A 22,356-nucleotide genomic window follows, 5' to 3' on the forward strand; every position below is an offset into this window, starting at 1 on the left:
CTTTAGTTCCCCATACTTGGCGGCTGCTCCTGGATTACCACAACCGACTCAGCGCTTCCTACATTCAGCCGTATTTGTAGCGGGAAGGCCCCAGCTGGAACAAGGTTTGCAGTAAAGGTTCTTGTCGTTGGTTCATAGCGTATCCAGTCTGGCAAGGGCTTACCGTCCATTTGCATGACGCTCACTTCATTGGCAACCGTCGCATTGCTAACCGCACTGGCCTCCAAAGTGAATGAGAAACTCCTTCCTGGTGCGGCCACATCCGAAGCGAGCGCAACGGTGATCAGTCCAGATTGATTTGCTGCTGCTGGACGCTCTACTGATATCGAAATAGCACTACCGCCCGAAACACTGACCGCGCTAGTTGGTGAATTTGAAGCTTGGTTTGACTCGGACTTTGACAAAGAAGCAGATGCTGCAGCAGTACGCGTTGTTTGGGCAGTTTGAATCGTGGCCTGAGTACTGACATTCAAGGTTCCCGCAGAAATAGCGTTGATCAGAATGGGATGGTTAATCATGACGATTCCGCCCTTGAATAACAACGATCCCATCCAACTGTTTTTAGGCTCAAACAAATCAATCTTTGCGCTACCAGCATCGAAATTAGCATCGCTGCCAAACTTGATCGGACCAGATTGAACGATATCAAATCCTCCGCTTGTTGCTTTCAACTTACCACTAAAGGTGCCGGTACCAAGGTTGAGTTTGCCGGTACTGGTGATATCTGAGATACCACCCACAGTCGCAGTTCCTAATGTCAATGGCCCACTGCTGGTCAAACTTAAACTTCCGCTGCTCTGCACAGTCACTGCATTCGCAAAACTATTATCCGCATTAGCCAAAGCAATATTTCCGACAGGCGCACTCAGGCTGCTAGTGCCTGTAACGGTTAAAGGGCCTGATTGCGAGATATTTCCTTGTGCCGCCGTGATGGCTAAATTTCCTTGCACGTTGCTATTGGTCAGGTTGATGCCCTGCGCTGATACCACTGTGGCATTTTTCGAATTCAGCGCGAGTGTTTGTGTAAATGTGTTGGCCACGTTATCCAAAGTGACCGCACCGTTAGGAGCGACAAAACTAGCAGGGCCTGACACCTTCAACACACCACTTTGTTTGATAGCGCCCGCGGTGCTTTGTACCGTCAATGACCCTGCAACGCTCGATGCAGCTAAGGTGACATCACTACTTGCACTCAATTGGGCATCAGCTGCGATGAGAGTAACACTCGCGCCAAATTGATTGAGGGGATTGTTCACATCAACCTGTCCTGCTCCCGCGTTAAATGTGGATGTACCTGAAACATTCAACGCTCCACCAGTTTGCACAATATCGCCTCCGCTGGTTTGAGCACTCAGGTTTCCGGTGATGGTCGAAGTTCCCAGAGTAATATTTCCTGCATTGCTTGTGAGGTTGACGTTACCTCCAACTTGCGCACTACCAAGTTGGAGGCTGTTCTGACTTTGTAGCGTCAGATCACCCTGCGTGATGAAAGCTGAGCCCACATTGATACTCCCGCCACTGGTGAGACTCATACTGCCCGTGTTTTGCACGGTGCCAAGTACCAAGTCGGAGGATGTCGCAACTGTGGTGCTGTATCCCACCGAAGACAAAGCACCGGCAAATGTATTGCTTGGATTGGGAAGGAAAATATTTCCCGTCACTAAGCCATTAGCGCTTTGCGCATTGATATCGGTAGTACCTGTGATGTTTAAAGGCCCTGTCTGGGTCACATTGCCACCGAGGGTTGCAATGCTGACATTGCCACTGCTCAAAGTCGCTCCCATCGTTACAGGGCTGCCGTTACTCGCTACGGTCACGTTGCCCGAGCTGCTGATAGAGCTGGTGGTGATCGCGCCGTTGGCTTGCAAGTTAACAGCACCAGCGCTTTGCAGCGGACCGACTGCAAGTGCAGACTGCGTTGCCACGGTCACATTGGCCCAAGAACCGTTATTGGATTGGTCAAGGGTCACCAACCCACCAAAACGATTGGTAGCGCTAGATAGGCTAGCCACCTGCTTTGCTTTTGTGTCAGCAGTGAACGTCGAAGCACCAGTGACATTGAGAGCAGATCCTGCAACTTGTGAAACACCACCCGTAACGCCGCCCATACCGGTAGTGACGTGCAAATCACCCGTTACAGAAACATTACCAAGCGATTCAGCAACTTGGGTCAACAGATTTAAATGGGTAGCAGCCAATGCACCTGCCATCGATACAAAGTTCACTGTCGATGCACGCAAAGTTGTGGAGCCGCCCAGGGTGATGGCATCGGCATAACTTTGAATACCAGACGTGGTGATCGCTCCTCCATTGATTTGCGTCGTGCCACCGGCATTGGTTGTCAGTTCGCTGAGTGGTGTCATTCCGCCCACGATGCCACCCAAAACAGTGGTGCCACTGTCGTTGATAGTCAACCCGTATGTGCCGCCCACCACATCGTCCACGCTAGACATGAATGCCACATTCACACCTTGCAGCCTAGTGTTTGCACCTATACGTACAGGCTCGTTGTAGGTTTGTGGTCCTGTGGTCTTGACAGACCCACCATTGATGGCAAGCGTGCCAGAAGCATCCGTAGTGACAGTGCGTAAGGGGTATGTTGCACCCAAAGCACCTCCAAAGGTGGTGCCACCAGCACTGTTCACTGTCAATGCAAATGCTGCTGCATTTGATGCACTGTCGACTGTACTAGCGAGATTGACTCCAGCTGTGCCACCTGTCGAAAGAACAGTGTCGTTACCCAAAGTCACTGCTCCGCTGTAACTTTGTACGCCAGTGGTGGTAACAGTTCTGCCATTGATTATGGTTGCCCCGACAACTGACAACGCTCCACTTCCGCTGACAGCGTCGTTCAATGTGACCGTATCGGCTGTCAAGGTGGTGTTGCCCGTCATGCTGACTGTGCTACTGAAGCTTTGATTGGCAGTTCCAGTGTTGACGCTGCCGCCGTTGATGGCGGTTGTTCCAACCACTGTCAGACTGCGGTTACCCGTCACGCCAGACACTGCACCTCCGAACGTCACACCACTGGCAGTCAATGTGGTGTCTGCACCCAAGGTCACCGCTGCGCTGTAGCTTTGATTGGCAGTTCCAGTGTTGACGCTGCCGCCGTTGATCGCGGTCGTGCCCACTACTGTCAGATTTCGGTTACCTGTTGCACCAAAAACAGTTCCATCGAAGGTAATACCACTTGCAGTCAACGTCGTATCTGCACCCAACGTCACCGCTCCGCTGTAACTTTGATTGGCAGTTCCAGTATTTACGCTGCCGCCGTTGATCGCGGTTGTGCCCACTACTGTCAGATTGCGATTACCTGTTGCACCAGAAACAGTTCCACCAAATATCACACCACTTGCAGTCAACGTCGTATCTGCACCCAACGTCACCGCTCCGCTATAGCTTTGCGAGCCAGTTCCAGTGTTGATGGTGTTGCCGTTGACTGCAGTAGTTCCTGCAACGGTCAGACTGCGGTTACCGGCTACACCTGATACCGATCCACCAAAGGTCACACCACTTGCAGTCAAAGTAGTATCTGTACCCAGGGTCACTGCACCGCTGTAACTTTGTGTCTTACCAGTCGTGGTCACACTACCGCCGTTAATCGCAGTTGTACCAACTACGCTCAAACTATTGCTTCCAGACACAGCTCCACCAAAGGTCACACCACTTGCCGTCAATGTGGTGTCTGCGCCCAACGTCACAACTCCGCTGTAGCTTTGTGCTGCACCTGTCGTGGTCACACTGCCACCATTGATAGCAGTTGCACCAACAACGCTCAAACTATTGCTTCCAGACACAGCTCCACCGAAGGTCACACCGCTGGCAGTCAATGTGGTGTCTGCACCCAATGTCACCGCTGCGCTGTAGCTTTGTGTCTTACCTGTCGTAGTCACACTGCCACCATTGATTGCAGTTCCACCAACTACGCTCAAACTATTGCTTCCAGACACGGCTCCACCGAATGTCACACCGCTGGCGGTCAATGTGGTGTCTGCACCCAGCGTGACTGATTCACCATAAATTTGCGTACCTGCCGTTGTCACACCGGAAGTGTTGATTTCGACCGTTCCTGTTGCATTTGTTTGCAAACTCGCTACTTGAACTGGTGCGCTAAAGCGTGTGATGCCACCACTATTGACCACTACATCACTGATAAGCCCACTCACACCCCCTAATTCACCCGTGAAGATCACATCGCCCGCACCAGCCACCACCGTCAAAGAACGTGCACTTGTATTGCCTTGAACAGTGGAGCCAAAAGTTACACCTGGTCCAGTCAAGGTGGCATCTGCGCCCAAGGTCACTGCACCGCCATAGCTTTGTGCGCCCGAGGTTCTGACACTTCCACCGTTGACTTCTACCGATCCACCGGCGTTGGTGAACAAGCTGACCAAGGCAGTATTTGCGCCCACACTGCCGTTGAAGACAGTGACACCTGTGGTGTTCACGTCTAAGGTGTATCCACCATTCAAGGTATCAGCAAAGCCGATATTGCCAGCCCCAATACTGGAAAGTATGGTGTTGGCACCCAAGCTGGCTGCCTCGCCATAGCTTTGTGCGCCAGAGGTTCTGATACTTCCGCCGTTGATCGCCACCGTGCCACCGGCGTTGGTGGTCAAGCTGGTCAAGGCAGTATTTGCGCCCACACTGCCGTTGAAGATAGTGTCACCCGTGGTGTTGATGGCCAAGGTATATGCACCATTCAAGGTATCAGCAAACCCAATGTTGCCAGCAGATGTGCTGGTAAGCGTGGTGTTGGCACCCAAGCTGACTGCTTCACCATAGCTTTGTGCGCCAGAGGTTCTCACTGAACCGCCATTGATCGCCACATTGCCCCCGGCGTTGGTGGTCAAGCTGGTCAAGGCAGTATTTGCGCCCACACTGCCACCAAACACCGTGTCACCTGTGGTGTTGACGGCCAATGTGAACAAGCCATTCAAGGTATCAGCAAACCCGATGTTGCCAGCAGCGGTGCTGGTAAGGATGGTGTTGGCACCCAAGCTTGCTGCTTCACCGAAGGTTTGTGCGCCAGAGGTTCTGACACTTCCTCCGCTGATTTCCACTGTGCCACCCGCATTGGTGCTCAAGCTGACCAAGGCCGCAGTGTTGCCCACTGCACCGCCAAACACCGTGTCACCTGTGGTGTTGACGGCCAAGGTGAACAAGCCATTCAAAGTGTCAGCAAAGCGGATATTGCCTCCACCAGTGCTACTGAGAGCAGTGTTGGCACCCAAACTGGCTGCCTCGCCATAGCTTTGTGCGCCAGAGGTTCTGACACTTCCACCGTTGATCGCCACATTACCACCCGCATTGGTGGTCAAGCTGACCAAGGCCGCGCTGTTACCCACTGCACCGCCAAACACCGTGTCGCCAGTGGTGTTGACGGCCAAGGTGTATGCACCACTCAAGGTATCAGCAAACCCGATGTTGCCAGCACCAGTGCTGGAAAGGGTGGTGTTCGCTCCCAAGGTGGCTGCTTCACCATAGCTTTGTGCGCCAGAGGTTCTGACACTTCCTCCGTTGATTTCCACTGTGCCACCCGCATTGGTGCTCAAGCTGACCAAGGCCGTGCTGTTACCCACTGCACCACCAAACACCGTATCGCCCGTGGTGTTGATGGCTAAGGTGAACAAGCCATTCAAAGTGTCAGCAAAGCCAATGTTGCCAGCCCCAGTGCTGGAGAGGGTGGTGTTAGCCCCCAAGGTGGCTGCCTCGCCATAGCTTTGTGCGCCAGAAGTTCTGACACTTCCACCGTTGATAGCTACTGTGCCACCCGCATTGGTATTCAAGCTGACCAAGGCCGCACTATTACCCACTGCACCACCAAACACCGTGTCACCCGTGGTGTTGATGGCCAAGGTGTACGCGCCATTCAAGATGTCAGAAAAGCGGATATTGCCAGCAGATGTGCTGGTAAGGGTTGTATTGGCACCCAAGGTGGCTGCTTCAGCATAGCTTTGTGCACCTGAGGTCGTGATCAAACCACCCTGCAGGAGTACGCTGCCTGGCGCATCGCTTGTGACGCTGGCAACATCCAATGCTCGAACAATGTTTGTGAGACCAGCGCTATTGAGGTTCAAGTCATACGCGCCAGAGACAGCGCCATCCAAAGTAAGTCCACCATTACCAGTATTCAAAGTCAGGTTGTTATTCAACACCAGTGCGGTGTTGTTGTCTCCCAAGGTCATGGTGGTGTTGGTGGTGGCCACCGTGCCGCCCAGACTCAGAACGCTTGGCGCTGCGGCCACCAAGCCACCATCAAACGCCAGGTTGTCGTTGGCAGCGTTGCCCAGCGTCAAGCTGCCCGTGTTCAAGAACGTGGTGGCACCACTCACGTGCGTGTTGCCACCCACCAAAGCCAGGTGGTATCCGTTGCCAGTGGTGGTGAGTGCAGCGGTGCTCAAGTCATCGGCAAAGCGAATGGTTTGACCCGCCGTGGTGTTGCTCAGCAGCACTTCGGTACCCGTGGTGACAGCTGCGTTGAAGGTAGCCCCATTGCTGTTCGCCAGTGTCAAGGTCTTGAGTGACGTGCTTTGGCCGATGGCACCCGTCACATCCACCAGACCTGATGCACCGGCATTCAAAGTCAGCAACTGGGTGTTGGCGGTGCTGCCATTGACAGCGCCGTTGATCGTCAATGCACCATTGGCTGTGCTGAGCGTCAGGTGGTCATTCAGCACCAGTGCGGTGTCGTTGTCACCCAAGATCATGGCGGTGTTGGTGGTGCCCACTGTGCCGCCCAGGCTCAGAACGCTTGGCGCTGCTGCTACCAAGCCACCATCAAACGCCAAGTTGTCGTTGGCAGCGTCGCCCAGCGTCAAGCTACCGGTGTTCAAGAAGGTAGTAGCGCCACTGACGTGCGTGTTGTCGCCCACCAAAGCCAGGTGGTAAGCGTTGCCCGTGGTGGTGAGTGCTGCGGTGCTCAAGTCATGGGCAAAGCGAATGGTTTGACCCGCCGTGGTGTTACTCAGCACCACGGCAGTGTCCGCTTTCACAGGTGCATGGAAGGTGGCCCCATTGCTGTTCGCCAGTGTCAAGGTCTTCAGTGACGTGCTTTGACCGATGGCACCCGTCACATCCACCAGACCTGACGCACCCGCATTCAAACTCAGCGACTGGGTGTTGGCGCTGGTGCCGTTGACTGCGCCATTGATGGCGAGAGCGCCGCCAGCTGTCGTGAGCATCAGGTGGTTATTCAACACCAGTGCGGTGTTGTTGTCACCCAAGGTCATGGCGGTGTTGGTGGTGGCCACCGTGCCGCCCAGACTCAGACCGCTTGGCGCTGCTGCTACCAAGCCACCATCAAACGCCAGGTTGTCGTTGGCCGCGTCGCCCAGCGTCAAGCTGCCGGTGTTCAAGAACGTGGTGGCACCACTCACGTGCGTGTTGTCGCCCACCATAGCCAGGTGGTAAGCGTTGCCCGTGGTGGTGAGTGCAGCGGTGCTCAAGTCATCGGCAAAGCGAATGGTTTGACCCGCCGTGGTGTTGCTCAGCACCACGGCAGTGTCCGCTTTCACAGGTGCTTGGAAGGTGGCACCGTTGCTGTGCGCCAGTGTCAAGGTTTTCAAAGATTGGGTATTGCCTATGGCGCCAGTGACCAACACGGTGCCACCCGTCCCCGCGTTCAGCACCACCGACTGGGTGTTGTGAGCGATACCGTTGAGAGTTTTGGCGAAGGTGATGTTGGCACCTGTCGCCAGTGCGCCATTGTTAGTGGTGTCAAAGGTCGTGTTGGCCGCAGTGACGACTGCATCGTCGGCAATGTAGATGGAGTTAGGGCTGCTGGTTCGCACCATGCCACCGCTGAAGGTACTGCTGCCCAGGGCATCGGTTTCAAAGTGCGCTGGCGCGGTCAAGCTGCCAATGGCACCGGCATAAACCGTTGCGCCACTGTCATTCACTTTCAAGCGACTGGTGGCATCCAGGGTTTGGCCAAACGTGATGCCCTTGCCAGTGAAGCTGGTCGTACTGCTGGCTGCACCACCGGCAGTGACAGCACCACCGTAGGTTTGTGCGAAGTTGCCAGAGTCAACATTGCCGCCGTTGACCGTGGTGGCGCCATGAATTGTCAGGTTGCCCAATGAATTTACCGCCCCACCAAATGTGATGGCACTTGCGGTTACGCTGGTGTTGCCGCTGAAGATGACAGGCCCCACCAAGCTGAAAGCGCCAGTGCTTGTCAAATCACCGTCCATGGTGGTGGTGCCTGTGCTCAAGATGCGCCATCCGTAGCCTTGTGCACCCGTTGTGACAGGGCTTGCCAAAGACAAAAGGCCTGCGCCACTGTTCACAGTGGTGTCCGCCAGCAAGCTGATGGAGCTGCCAACCCGACCCAAGACCATGGCTTGATCTGTTGTGCGCAAAGTACCTGCTAAAGCGATGCCGCTTGGTGCACTGGCCGTCAACCCTCCCACGAAATGCAAATCATCTGATTCAACGCCACCCAACTGCAAGAGACCGGTGTTGGGCATGGTCATGGGGTTGGTGACCATCACTTGACCCGCCAAGGTCAAGGCAAACGGCAAAGCCGATACGCTCAAGGTAGGCGTGTTCAAACCACCCAATAATGACACACCCAGTTTGGTATTTTGCAAATCGACACTGGTCGTCGTGTTGACTTTGGCGGTGAAGGTGCTGGACTCGCTGTTGACCAAGGTCAAGGTTGTGAGCGGCATCACACCACCAACAATGCCTTGCAGGTTGATGGCAGCGGTGTTTCCACCGTTCAAGCTCAGGCTGCGGGTGTTGGCGCTGTCACCGTCGACAGTCTTTGCCAATGTGAGTTGTCTAGCCGCTTGCAAGCCGACATCCGTGAACAACTTCACGCTGTCATTGAAAATCAAATCTGTGCTGGTGCGTATGGATGCGCCTTTGAGATGTGTCTCACCCACCGCATCGGTGCTCAGGCTCGTCAGTGCCGTGACACCCCCCAGGTTGCTTTCAAAGACCGTGGTGCCACTGTCACGGATGCTGAGTTGATTTGCGCCATCCACCGAAGACAAGAAAGTCAGATTCACGCCTTGCAACTCGGTGTCAGCACCCAGAAGCACCCTATCGCGGTAAGTCTGTGCGCCCGTGGTCTTGACTTTTCCCGTGTTGATTTCCACTGTGCCCGCCTGATCTGTGGTCACACTGGACAAGGCTGTCAAAACGCCTACCTCACCGCCAAACACTGTGGCACCAGCGCTGTTGACGGTCAGGCTGTGGGCGCCATTGACAGTGCTGGCAAAAGTCACACCCGCAGTCCCGCCTGTGGACAACAGGTTGTTCTTGCTCAAAGTCACCTCACCGTTGTAGGCCTGGGCGCCCGTGGTTTGGATGGTGGCGCCATTGAGCACGGCCTGACCGGTGACCGTCAATGAACCACTGCCAAGCACTGATTGGTTGAAATGCACTTGTGTGCCTGTGAAGCCCGTGTTGGATGGCAAAACCACTGGGCTGTTGTAGGTTTGCGTTCCACTGGTGGTCACAGAATCCATCGTCAATGCCGTGCTGCGCAGCGTCAGGTTGGCAGCGTTGTTCACACTGATCAAACCAACCATGTCATTGCCTGTGTTGTCCAAGCTCACGACGGCATTGGCCACTGTCACGCCGGTTGTCCCCGCCGCTACAACAGTGGCGCCCGCTGTTTGGCTCACGTTGCCAGTACCGGTGGAGGTGGTGATGTTCAAGGCACCGGTGCTGCGGAGATTGCCCAAGACGATCGGTGCATTGCCGCTGATGTGCATCGCTCCACCTGCGGTGACTGTGCTTTGTGCATCCATCCTCAAGGCAGAGCTCGCACCGTCGTTCACGCCGCTGACCGTGCCGTTCAAACTGATGGCGCCACCTGTGATGGAAGAGCTGCCTGCATCGCCGCGCATCAAGATGCCCATGGCCTTATCTGCAGCAGAGTCCACCGATTCGCCACGCACAGTCACCGCACCGGTACCTGCATTGATCGTGGCATCGAGCAAAGCCACACCGCCTGAATAATTGGCAGCCTTCACCGTGGCGTAGCCCGTGGCCAAGCTGCTGCCACCACCCAAGAAGATGTTGCCGTTTTGGCTGTTGATGCTGGCACCTGTGTTGAGCAAGATACCGCCGTAGTTGGTGGTGTCGCCATCGCTGTTGGCCCACAGCGTGATGTCACCACCATTGCTGCCCACAGCGACGTTGCTGGCTTGTGTGATGTGGCCAGCGGCTTTGATCAACAAGGGCGCATTCGTCAAACTGCTGCTGACATTGGCATTCAATTGGATGGCGCCGCCATAGATGCTGACAGGGCCCGCAACACTGAATGGTGCTCCCACCGTCATCGAAGCCGTGTTGCTTGCGCTACCCAGAGTCAATCCAGTCAGGGTGTTAGCAATGCTGTGCACATTGCTGTTGAACGCATTTGAAAATGTGCCGCCGCTCGTAGGCTCAATCGTCAGCGCACCCCCACCCGTGAAGCCGGATGTGCTTGGTGGAGTGTTGTTTTGGAAGACCAAACGTCCCGCCGCCACCGTTGTGCTGCCAACGTAGGTCTGTGCGCTGGTCAAGGTCAAGGTGTTGCTGTTTTCCTTGATCAAAATGCCCGTGCCAGACACCACATTGGTCAGTGTTTGCTGATCCGTGCGGTTGAACTTGACTGTTGCCAAGTTGGCGATGTCGCCACCCAAGGTGCCGGACGTGGCCGCATTACCGACTTGCAAGGTGCCGGCCACTACCCGTGTGCCACCCGTGTGTGTGAGTGCACCGCTCAGCTGTGTTTCGCCAATGCCAGTTTGCATCACTGTGCCTGTGCCATTGACGTTGTTGGTCAGCGCCCATGTGTTGCTGCGGTTAAACAACAACACGCCGTTGTTGGTGACATCGCCCGTACCAAGTGTGCCTATGGTGGCGCCATTGCCCACTTGCAGCGCACCTATAACGGTTTGGTCGGCATAACTTGTGCCAAGGGCTTGGGTATTTGCGATGTTGGCCACTGTATTGCTGAGAGTGGTCGTACCCGCATAGGTGTTGGCACCTGTGAAATTCACTCGTGCACTGCTGTAAAGCGCATTAACGCCATAGCCTGCACCGCCAGTGACAACGGCCAAGCCCATGGTTCCTGTTGGCGCGGTCGTGGTGAAGTCGGTTCCCAATATATTGTTGGTTCCATAGACCGCATAAGCACCTGAGCGACCTTGATAAGCCAAAGCCTGAACATTATTGCCAGACTGTTGCAACTTCACAAAGACAACCTTGGTCCAATCCCCTGCTGCGTTGTTGTCGTAGAACATCTGGACTTGGAAAGTAGCGGTGTTGGTAGAAGGATCAAAACGTTTGAAATAAATGCCAGCTTGTGCGTCATAGGTGACAGCAGCACCCGATTGTTGTGCGCCTGACAACTTGGCCAGCACTTCGGCCACCGTGGTGTTGGTGGCAATGGTTTGCGCGGATGTGGTTAAGAAACCATTGAACAAGTTGGTCTTCGCACCCAGCACCACCACATGGCCTGAACCACTGATGTCGTAGGGCACGGTGTTGTCTGCGCCTATATTGAAGGTCAAGGTGCCGTTGTTGACCACGCCCGAGGTCAGCAGTCCACCTGTGGTGCCCCCGTTACCCAACTGCAAGGTACCGGCTTGAATGGTGGTGCTGCCTGTGTAGGCATTCACGCCACTCAACACCAAAGTGCCAGCGCCGGCTTTGGTCAGGCTTCCTGCGCCGCTCAAATCACCCGCCACCGTTTTGGTGATGCCTGTTCCCACGTCAGCAGACAAACTGCCACCAAAGCGCAATGTCGTACCTGCTGTGCTTTCTAGTGCGCCCACCACACCTGCTGTGGTCAGCGTGAGAGAACCTGCCTTGAGGTTCAAGCCACCTAAGGCGGCTGCGCCTTGGTAGGTCAAGTGGCTCAGGGTCACCGCACCCGCCTCGGCCAAACCGCTGCGGGCATTTTCATCAAAGCTGATGCTGCTTCCCTGCGGCACCAGCACGGCTGACACGTTGTATTTGTCAGGCACCACACCTGTGATGCCGGTGTTGCTGGTCATGGCCCAGTTGGCGGGGTTGAACCACTCGCCTGTGCTGCCGCCCACCCATGTGACCGAGCTTTGGCGAGTGACATCGGCGCTGGTTGAGCCGGTGCTGGTCACCGAATAGTTAGAGGCATCGGCGCCACTCAAACTCACGTTATAGACGCTGATGGTTTTGTTGGTGTCTACGTTTTTGCTGTCAAAACTGGCCGAGCGAACAATGTCGACTGCGTCGCTGCCCAGCGGGGTGTAGGTGGGTGTGACCGTGGCCACCGTGGTGCCGTCGTACACGCGGTTCACACCCGCAAAGCTCACGCTCAAGGCACGTACGCCGATGCTGCCTGCACCCGTGGCACTGGTGGGCAAGGTGTAGTTGCTCAAGGATGTGCCGCTGCTGGCCGTGAAGTCACCGCTGGCCAATGTCGTGCTCACGCTGTTGGCAGACAACACATTTCGATCGTTGTAGACGCCCACCGTTTGGGTGACGCTGGCCCCCTCGGTGACACCGCCTACGGTGACAAAACCATTCAGGCTGAAGTTGCCACTGGTCAGCGTTGCACTGGTGTTGCCGTCATAGGTTTTTTGAATGCTGCCCACGAGGGCTGCTGACAACAGTTTCGGTGTGATGTTGGCGCTGGTGCTGCCTGCAGTGGTGGCAGCACCATTGGCGTCCACCACTTGGTAGTTGGCCGCATCACTGCCATCTAGGCTCACATCTGTGACGTTGATGTTGACCGTGCCCACGTTTTTGTCCACAAATGCAGCCGTGCGGTTGACACTCAACACATCACCAACCACGTAACCTGCAGCTGTTGTCGGGTCGGTGGTCACAGTGGCCCCCAACAAACCGTCATAGACCTTGTTCACGCCGTTGTAAGTGACGGTCAACGGACGCGCCGTGATGTGGGCTGTGGTGCTGCCTGTGGCCACCACGCTGTAGTTGGCCGCGTCAATGCTGTTCGCGCCAGAGGGGTCGGTGATGGTCACACCGCTCACGCTCACGGCTTTGTTGAGGCCCACATTTTTATCGGCGTAGCCAGCGCTGCGGTTGATGTCAAACACATCGCCGCTCACGCGGTCGTCGGTGGTGGTCACTGTCGCAACCGTACCGCCGTCGTACACACGGTTCACACCTGCGTAGTACACGTTCAAAACGCGTGGCGTGATGTTGGCTGTGGTGCTGCCGGTGGCGGCCACGCTGTAGTTGGTGGCGTCGGTGCTGCTGACCCCAAAGGGGTTGCTCAGGGAAACACCGCTCACGCTCACCACTTTGGCGCCACCGACGTTTTTGTTGGCGTAGCTGGCGGTACGGTTGATGTCAAACACATCATTCAACAATCGATCGTCGGTGGTGGTCACGGTGGCCACAGTACCGCCGTCATACACGCGGTTTATACCGGTGTAGGCCACATTCAATACGCGCGGCGTGATGGTGGCTGATGCGCTACCTGTGGCGGCCACGCTGTAGTTGGCGGCGTCGGTGCCACCCAGACTCACGCCGGTGATGCTGGCCGCTTTGCTGGTGACGTTGTTGGCGCCGTCATAGGCCACGTTTTTATCGGCAAACGCTGCGCTGCGGTTAACGCTCAGGTTATCGCCAGTCACAAACCCATTGGCCACTGTCAAGCCGGTGTTGACGCTGGCCACCGTGCTGCCGTCGTACACACGGTCAATGCCCGTGAAAGCCACGGTCAAAGGGCGCGGTGTGATTTGGCTGTCGCTGCCGCTTTGCGCGGTGATGGCGGCGGAGGTGCTGCCGTTGGTCAATACATAGTTGCCTGCATCGGCACCTGTGAGCGCCAAACTGGTGAGGCTGTAGTTTTTATTGGCCGTGGCCGTGACGTTTTTGTCGGCATAGGTGCCCACGCCGGTCACGTTCACCACGTCAGCGGTGGTGACCGGTGTGACCAAGCCCACCGGTGTGAGCGTGAGGTTGCTCATGGCGCTGCTGCCGTCGTAGACCTTGGTCAAACCACCGGCGGTGACTGACAGGGCTTTGGGCGTGACCTCGTAAGCGCCAATGATGTTGATGTTGTTGCTGAAATCGGTGGTATTTCCCACCGCCACATTGCTGGCACCCAGGCTGTAGGAGCCCACCTTGAGCGTGCCTGCTGTACTCAATACTGCATTGCTGGCGCCAAGGTCGAATTGAGCGGTGGTATTGGCGCCCAAACCAGTGCCATCTTTCACGGTGACTTGTGCACCGCTCACGCTCACAAAATTGGCAGCTTGCAAATCTGTGATTTGTCCAGCGCCATTGCCCGCGTCTGCCATGTAGGCCGCATAAGTGACGTTGTAGGTGGGGGTGTTGCCATAGGTGGTGCTGATGTTTTGAACCCTCACCATCAACTCGCCAGCGGGCACGATGGTGTAGTTACCGTTCACAAAGCTGATGTTGTAGTTGCTAGACGTTAAACCTGCGGGTACCAAGCTGCTGGCATACAAACCTGCGCTGTCTTGTGTGGCGACGCTGCTGGGATCAGCCGTCAACAAAGCACTGCGGTCACGCGTCACAGCCAAACTGCCACCCAAAACGGCCGATGTTTGGCCCCCAACAAAACCGCTGTAGCGCACACCTTCATAGTTGGTCGTGCTGTCGGCTTGCGAATAAAACTTGGCGTCGTCATTGGCCGTGATGGTCAGCGGTGCTTGGGTGATGGTGTTGGCCGCACCATTGCTCCACACCAAACGGTAGTTGCCAGCGCGTGAGCCGGCCAGTTGCACACTGCCCTGTTGAACATCCACCGTACCTGCATTCGCACCAGAGAACACCGGCGTACCTGTGATGCTCAGACCTCCCACCAAGGCGCTGTCTGCTGCTAAGGCGTTGCCATACAAAGCTGCGTTGTTGGGAGATGTCACGTCCAATGCGCCATAACCGGTGGCGCCACCCGACAACGCCGGGGCAATGGCTGCTGTGGCGTCGTAGACCTTGGTCAAACCCGTGCTGCCCGACAAGGCCACATCCAGTGGGGTGATGTTGGCGGTGGTGGTGGCTTGGTTGGTGATGTTGTAGTTATTGCGGTCTGCCCCTGCGTAGCTGCTGGTCAGGGTGACTGTTTTGGCATTGGCCACGTTCTCGTCGCTGAACACGCCTGTAGCAGCCACCGTCACCGCGTCACCTGCTACCAAACCTGTTGTCACCACGCTGCCCACCGACACTGTGGCGGCTGTGGTGTTGTCATACACCTTGTTGGCTGCTGTGATGCCGCTGATGGTCAAGTCTTTGGCTGTGATGTTGGCGCTGCTGCTGGCTTGGTGGGTGATGCTGTAGTTGCCCAGATCTGCACCGCCCGTTGTGCTGGTGAGCGTGACTGTTTTGCCGGTGCCTACGTTTTTGTCTGCAAACACACCGGTGGCGCTGACGGTCACGGCGTCGCCACTCACCAAGCCAGTGAACAGAGCGTTACTGTTGCTCACCGTGGCAGCGGTGCCGCCGTTGTACACACGGCTGTCGGCAACGAGGCCAGAGATGGTCAAGGCTTTGGCTGTGATCGACGCTGTGGTGCTGGCTTGGTTGGTGATGCTGTAGTTGGCCAAGTCGGCACCGCCGTAGCTGCTGACCAAGCTCACGGTTTTGCCTGCTGCCACCGTCTTGTTGGCGAATGTGCCGGTGGCAGTCAAGCTCAGTACATCGCCACTCACCATGCCGTTGAACACCGCACCTGCTGTGCTGAGGGTGGCGGTGGTGTCACCGTCATAGACCTTGTCGTTGGCGGCAATGCCCTGCACAGTGATGGCCTTGGCGGTGATATTGGCCGTGCTGCTGGGGTTGGCAACCAGGTTGTAATTGCCTGCTTTGGCCCCAGTCAAACCAAGGCTAGACGCCAACACCGTCACGGCTTTGCCATTGGCCACTTGCTTGGTGGCAAAGCTGGCCGAATAGGCGCTGCTGTTCAAGGCCACCGCATCGCTGCCCACCACGCCTGTGAGTGCGCCAAAGCTGGTGACAGTGGCAGCCAAGCCGCCGTCGTACACCTTGTTAGCCGCGACCATGCTGTCCAGCGTGAGGGCTTTGGGGGTGACCTTGGCCGTGGTGGTGGTGGCACTCCCCGCATAGGTGTAGTTGGCGACGTCTGCGCCGCCATAGGTGTTGGCAAACGTCACAGTTTGTGCGGCCACGGTGCTGCCGCTGTAGGCCACATCGGCGCTGGCGAAGGTGCCTGCAGCCGTGACGCTCAAGGCGTCACCTGCCACCATGCCATTGAACACAGCATTGGCAACATTCATATTGGCAGTGTTCGCGCCGTCGTACACCTTGTCGTTGGCGGCCACGCCAGACACGGTGATGGCTTTGGCCGTCACCACACCATCGGTGGCTGTCAGGATGGCACCGGTACTGAGGCTGTAGTTGGCAGCATCCGCGCCGCTCAACGCCAGGTTGGTGAGCGTGTAGGTTTTGCCAGTGCCCGCATTTTTATTGGCATACGAGCCAGCGCCGCCCAGCGTCACCAAGTCACCCGTCACCACACCTGCGGGTGTGCCCGACAAAGGCGCAATGGTGGTGGTGCCGTCGTACACCTTGCTGATGGTGGGCGCTGGCGTGATGGACTTGACTGCGACAGTTTCAGAGCCCACCACATTGATGGTGTTGTTGAAGTTGGCCCCACTAGACACCGCAATGTTGGAGGCACTCCACTGGTAGGCCCCCACATTGAGCCAACCCGAAGTGCTGTAAGTGCCATTGAGTGCTGCGGCATTGAATGTCGCGGTGGTGCCGTTGGCGTCTGTCACCGACACCAGCCCAGCACTGCTGGCGTTGACGATGGCCCCTGCTGCGGAGAGCAAATCCACCTGCGTGGTGTTGTCATTTCTCAGGTACTTGGCCTCGGTCACCGTGTAGGTAGGCGCTGTACCGTACACATGGCTGGTGTTGGCCAAACGCACCAGCAACTGACCCGCTGGCACGATGGTGTAGTTGCCGTTGACATAGTTAAAGCTGTAGTTATTGGCCGCAGCACCGCTGGGCACCAATACGCCGCTGTAAGAGTTGGCGTCATTCACCGAACTGTTGCTGCGGCTGATGGTGGGTGCGGTGCTGAGGTTGCTGGCGGTTTCACCACTCACAAAACCTGCATAGCTGACACCGTAGTAGCCAGCGGTGTCAGCCAAGCCGTAAAACTTGGCATCGTTGTTGGCCGTGATGGTGAGCGCTTTTTTGGTGATGAAGCCGCTAAGGCCCGTCGGTGCAGCGATGCTGTAGTCGCCCTGCACACTGCCGTTGGTGCTGCTGCCCACACTGAAGGTGCTGCTGGCAGTGACTGCGATGGCCGCAGCGCTGTAGTCTTTGCTGGCAAAGGTGCCGGTTTGTGTCAGCACCAAGGTGTCGCCATTGACGGCACCGTTGATGGTGCCACCAGCCAAAGTGGCGACTGTTGTCCCGTCATACGCTCGGCTGGTCACGCTGGTGCCGCTGACCGTCAGTGCTTTAGCGGTGATGGTGACAGGTGCGTTGGCCGCATTGAGCACGGGCAAGCTGTAGTTGCTGGCCAAGCCTGCGGTGGCACCGCTGCCACCATCGGCCAGGGCAATGGCGCTGATGTATTTGCCCAAGGTGCCCACGTGAGCGTCGTTGGCTGCAGCGCCGCTGTAACCCAAGACCTCAGAGCCAATGCGGCCGTTCACCGTGACGTAGCCTGTGAGGCCCGTGGTGCCATCGTAGGTTTTGGAAGCCAGCAGCGTGACTGCCTTGGGGGTAATTCGCGCGGTGGCTGCAGACTGCACGGTGAGTGTGTAGTTGGCAGCTTGTGCGCCTGTCAGAGACAGCCCTGAGAAAGTCACGCTGTTGGCCTCGGCCACGTTTTTGCTGTTAAAAGTTCCGCTAGGTGGGCCAGTGATGGACACCGTGTCACCTGCATACCACTTGCCGTCAATGCTGCTGCCCGAACCCACGGCACCACTGCCACTGAGCACGGCAGACCCGGCTAACGAGGCTGAGGTGTTGCCGTCGTACACCTTGTCGTTGGCGCTGAGTCCCGTCATGGTGATGGGCTTGGGCGTGATATTGGCTGTGAGGCCGCTGGGCTGGGTCAGGCTGTAGTTGCTGGCGTTCACGCCAGACAAGGAGTTAGCCGCTGTCACGCTGATGCCGTTGGCCACGTTTTTGCTGGCAAAGTTGCCGGCTTGAACGAGAGACACGGCGTCGCTGTTGATCACGCCCTGCAAAGAACCACTGCTGAGCGTGGCCACCAAGCCACCGTCATAAACCTTGTGGGCCACCGAGGTGCCTGTGACTGTCAAGGCTTTGGTGGTGACGGTGATGCTGCCAGGCGTTGCATAGCTGACGCTGTAGCCGGATCGTGCCGTCCCTGGTGTGAGAGTAATGGCATAAGGCCCACCCGCCACAGTTGCGGTGGTGACCAAGCCCGCCGATGTGGCGGTGGGCTGCACACTGAACACATCGGTCAACGTGGGCAAGGTAAACACAGTGCTGCCCGTGGCGCTGCTGCTCAGGCCCAGCAAGCTGGTGCCCGATAAAACATCGCCATAGGTTTTACTCACACTGTTGGCCGTCACCGCGACCGTGGGAATGCTGGCAAACACATAGCGGTTACCGGTCACCGCCACGGCAGAGGGCTGCTGGGTGGCAAAGGTTTGACCCCACACGGGCAAGTTGGCGCTGTTCAGGTTGCCAAAATTCGTACCTGCGCTGTTGGGACTTGCGCTGTACACCAACCAACGACCATCAGAAGCCGTAGACAGTGCAGAGGCACCCGCGTTGTTGATGAAGCTACCGGTTGCCGCCAAGGCCACATAACCGCCGGCTTGGCTGCTTGAAACAGACGATGACGCATTGAGGGTGATGTTGCCGCCGGTGACCAAAGCCACGCTATCGGTGAAGGTGTTGGCACCGCCCACGGTGATGGCGCCAGCATCAGATGCGCCCAAAACGATTGAACTGAAACCATCTTTGAACACAGATGTGCCAGTGAACAAGCTTGTCGGCAAAGACACGGTGCCACTGCCAGTGCCCACGCCGATGGAGGTACCTGCTGTGGATGGCTGAACAGTCAAGATGCCACTGCTTTTAACGGCCGAACTCGAGGTGCCCCACGAAAAGCTGTCAGCCGCCAAGGTGATGTTGCTGCTTGAGGTGGGGACCAGCGAGCTAGCCTGCTGCCCCAACACAATAAAACCAGCCGTTGCCGAACTGAGTGAACGCCCCGCGTTGATCGTGATGGGTCCTGTGTTGGCCAAGGCTACCAAGCTGGCCGCGTTCGTCAAATAACCAATCGTTATCCCTGTGCCCGTGTTTGAGCTTGAGCTACCCGTGATGCTGATGCCTCCGCCATTGGTATTTCTGAGCGACGTAGGACCAGCGAATATGCCGGAACTGCCAGCAGCAGTGGCACTGCCCACCAGGGTGATGGCATCAGCAGCCGAACTTATGGAAGAAATATTGACCTGTGCAGACCTTAATTGGTAATGGATACCCAACATCAAACCGTAGAAACCACCTTCACCATTGATATAAACCTTGCCCGAACCTGCATCAATATTGTTCGTTGCTAAAGTAAGAATGCCACTGTCATTGCTTAAACCCTTACCCCACAGGGCAAGATTGCCGCCGCCTGTATTCAGTGTGGTGGCTTCTAAATAGACACCTGCTCTAAAGCTAGAGCATGCACATGAAGCAGGTGTCAGGGTGGTCCCCGCCACGGCATAACCATTGCCCACCGTTAAGCCGTTCCAAGTGGTGGAGCCTGAACCGCCACCCGCCCACAGGTGCCCACCCGAAGTGGTGATGCTGGAGCCATCTCGCAGCAACACAGAGCCGGTGTCTGCACCGCCGTCGCTGTTGGACCACAGCACCACATCACCGCCGGTGGTGGTGATGGTTTTGCCAGCAGCCAATGAAATATTGCCACTGGCTTTGGCCAATACGTCACCGGCTACCCCGCCGCCAGTGGTAGTGATGTTTGAGTTCAGATTGATGGTGTCTGCATAAATCCTGACTGAGCCATTCACACTGATGTCGCTGCCCATCGTCACCGTGTCGGTGTGCGTCCTGCTTCCAATATCTTTGCCAATCGTGAGACTGGAAGCGCTCTCGGCCAAGACGTGATAACTGTTAAGTGGGAACGTCATGGCATCGGTGAAGTTGTCCCCCACCGGCTGGTAAGTGACAGCGCCTGTCGTTTTGACGCGCAAGCCGTTTTGTGTCGCCAAATTTGAATTGGGGTAAGTCAGCACCACATTTCCTGTGGCGGTGTAGCTGGCGTCCAGGGGAGAGCCTAAGTACACATTGCCCCAGCTATACATATTGATACCCGTGGCCGTTGTGGTGCCTCGGTCAGCGGTGATGTTGATGTTTCCTGTCCGAGAAACAATTTGTATATGTCGCGTTTGACCCGCAACCCCCGTGACTCTGTAAAAGTTCAAGGCGCCCGCTGTGTTGCTTTGTGCGTTGGTGAGATACCCACCCAAGGTGATGTTGCCTTGGTTGGTTTCAATCTTTGTCGCTGTTGCGTCAAATGTGATGCCACCATAGGGGTTCGACCCGTTATAGCCGCCGAAAGAGTCGCCATAAATGCCAATAGCACCTGTACCCGAGGTGGTGATGGTGCTGCCGTTGATGCGCACACCATCGTCGTAGGTAGCTGTGTTTCGGCCGTAGATATTGATGTTGCCCCCCGCAGCATCCATGGTGTTTGTGGTCATCAACACGCCGGGTGCATTGGCCGTGGCTGAATACAAACCTGTACCAAGCGTACCGGTGTAGCCACCACCCAATGTGATGTTGCCGCCAAACGACCTGAGTGCGCTGGCCGAATTCAGCACAATGCCGCCCGCTGTGCCGCCAGCGGCACTGGCTTTGTAGTTGATATTGCCAAGCAAGGTCTGGACCGTTGTCGACGAGGCCTGGGTGATTTTTCCAAGACCGAAGACTGAAATGGCCGAACCAGATTTTGTAGAGGTTAAGTTTGTGTCCACATTGACGTCACCCCCATACAGCGTGATGGGGCCGTTGGCTGACACTGCGGTGTTCACCGTGATAAGAGCGTTGTTACCTGTTTTACCCAAGGTAAATCCACCCACGTTCAAATTGTTTTGGTTGAGGGGGAACCAGCTGGTGGCCACAGGATAAGTAAAAGATGCAGATGCGGGTTTAATCTCGACGGTTCCGCTTGTCCCGAACTGTGGGCTGTTACCGAAAGCCCAGTTGAAGCTGTCCACTGCAATGCTGATATTGGACGAGCTGGTTGGAACCTCCGTTGCCGATTTGGATCCCCAATAAGCGAAATTACCCCACCATGAACCCGTCAAGCCATCTGCGTCGGATTTAGCATTCCAAGTAATGGGTCCACTGCTGGCCAACATATTCCAAGTGCCGCGCATCACCACTTCAAGCGTCAGCTTTTGCGAGGTGTTGAGCGTGATACCCCCACCCGTTCCGGTGGCCAAAATTGACAGCGTGTTGTCCTCTTGCTCAATGCCCCATGACTGTCCACTTGAGCCCGTCGCCTTCGCGATGATCTTGATGGCGTCCGTTGTGGTGTTCGCAGATTTGATGGTGAAGGGTTGCTGCGTATAAAAGTAAACGCCAGAGCCAAAGGCGCTGCCCGATGTTTGGCTGTAACCGTCGATGTAAATGGTGCCTGTACCACTGTCAATCAAACCACTGCTGGTCAAGAAATAAAAACCAACGCCAGAAGCACCAAACCCCTCAGCCACAGCCCTTGCATAAGATTTGCCCCGCAAGGCGATGTTGCCGCCCGATGAATTCAAACTCAAGGTTCTGTCGAAACGGATCCCATGGGTTTGGTTTTCACTGGAAGAGCCCATGGCGTAACCCGTGCCCAGCAAGTTGCCACCACCGATGGTGATGTTGCCGCCGTTGGAAGTGGCATTGAGGCCATAGTCGAGTCGGATGTAGCCATTGGTGGTGGTGTCGCCATCGGTAGCGTCATCCACATTGGAGGCCAACAAGATGTTGCCGCCGTTTGTGGTCAACGTGGCGAGCGATGTGTTTGCGATATTGGTCTTGGCCCTGATATTGATAGCTGCACTTGAGGCTGTGGTTTGCAAACTGCTGTTCAAGTTGATTTGCCCACCGTCTACCGTGATCGGCCCTGCAATGCTGATGGGCGCAGCTAAGGTGATGTTTTGTGTGTTGCTGCTGCTACCCAATGTGAGCCCAGTGAGGGTGCTGGCAAATGTGTAGTTAGGTGTGAAAGCGCTGGTAAAACTTGAACCTGATGTTGGAGCGATAGTGACGGTACCCGCGCCAGCAAAGCCGCTGGTGCTGGGCGTTGTGTTGTTGTTATATGTAATGGCGCTGCTGGTGACGGTGGTTAAACCGGTGTAGCTGGCAACACCCGTTAGTCCGCCCTGAACAATTCATAAGCATATGAATTAATTGAAGATATGG

1 protein-coding gene is annotated in these 22,356 nt (G+C 56.2%); it reads right to left on the bottom strand.

Annotated elements, in window-relative coordinates:
- Nucleotides 1-2: 2 nt before the first annotated feature.
- Nucleotides 3-21,938 carry a beta strand repeat-containing protein gene (locus AC8GFZ_RS04395; RefSeq protein ID WP_506642717.1) on the bottom strand — a complete coding sequence of 7,312 codons (21,936 nt, stop codon included), beginning with the start codon at nt 21,936-21,938 and terminating at the stop codon, nt 3-5.
- Between the last annotated feature and the right edge of the window lie 418 nt (nt 21,939-22,356).

The organism is Limnohabitans rimovensis (SeqCode) (genome assembly GCF_965234775.1).
GTDB classification, from domain to species: domain Bacteria; phylum Pseudomonadota; class Gammaproteobacteria; order Burkholderiales; family Burkholderiaceae_C; genus Limnohabitans; species Limnohabitans rimovensis.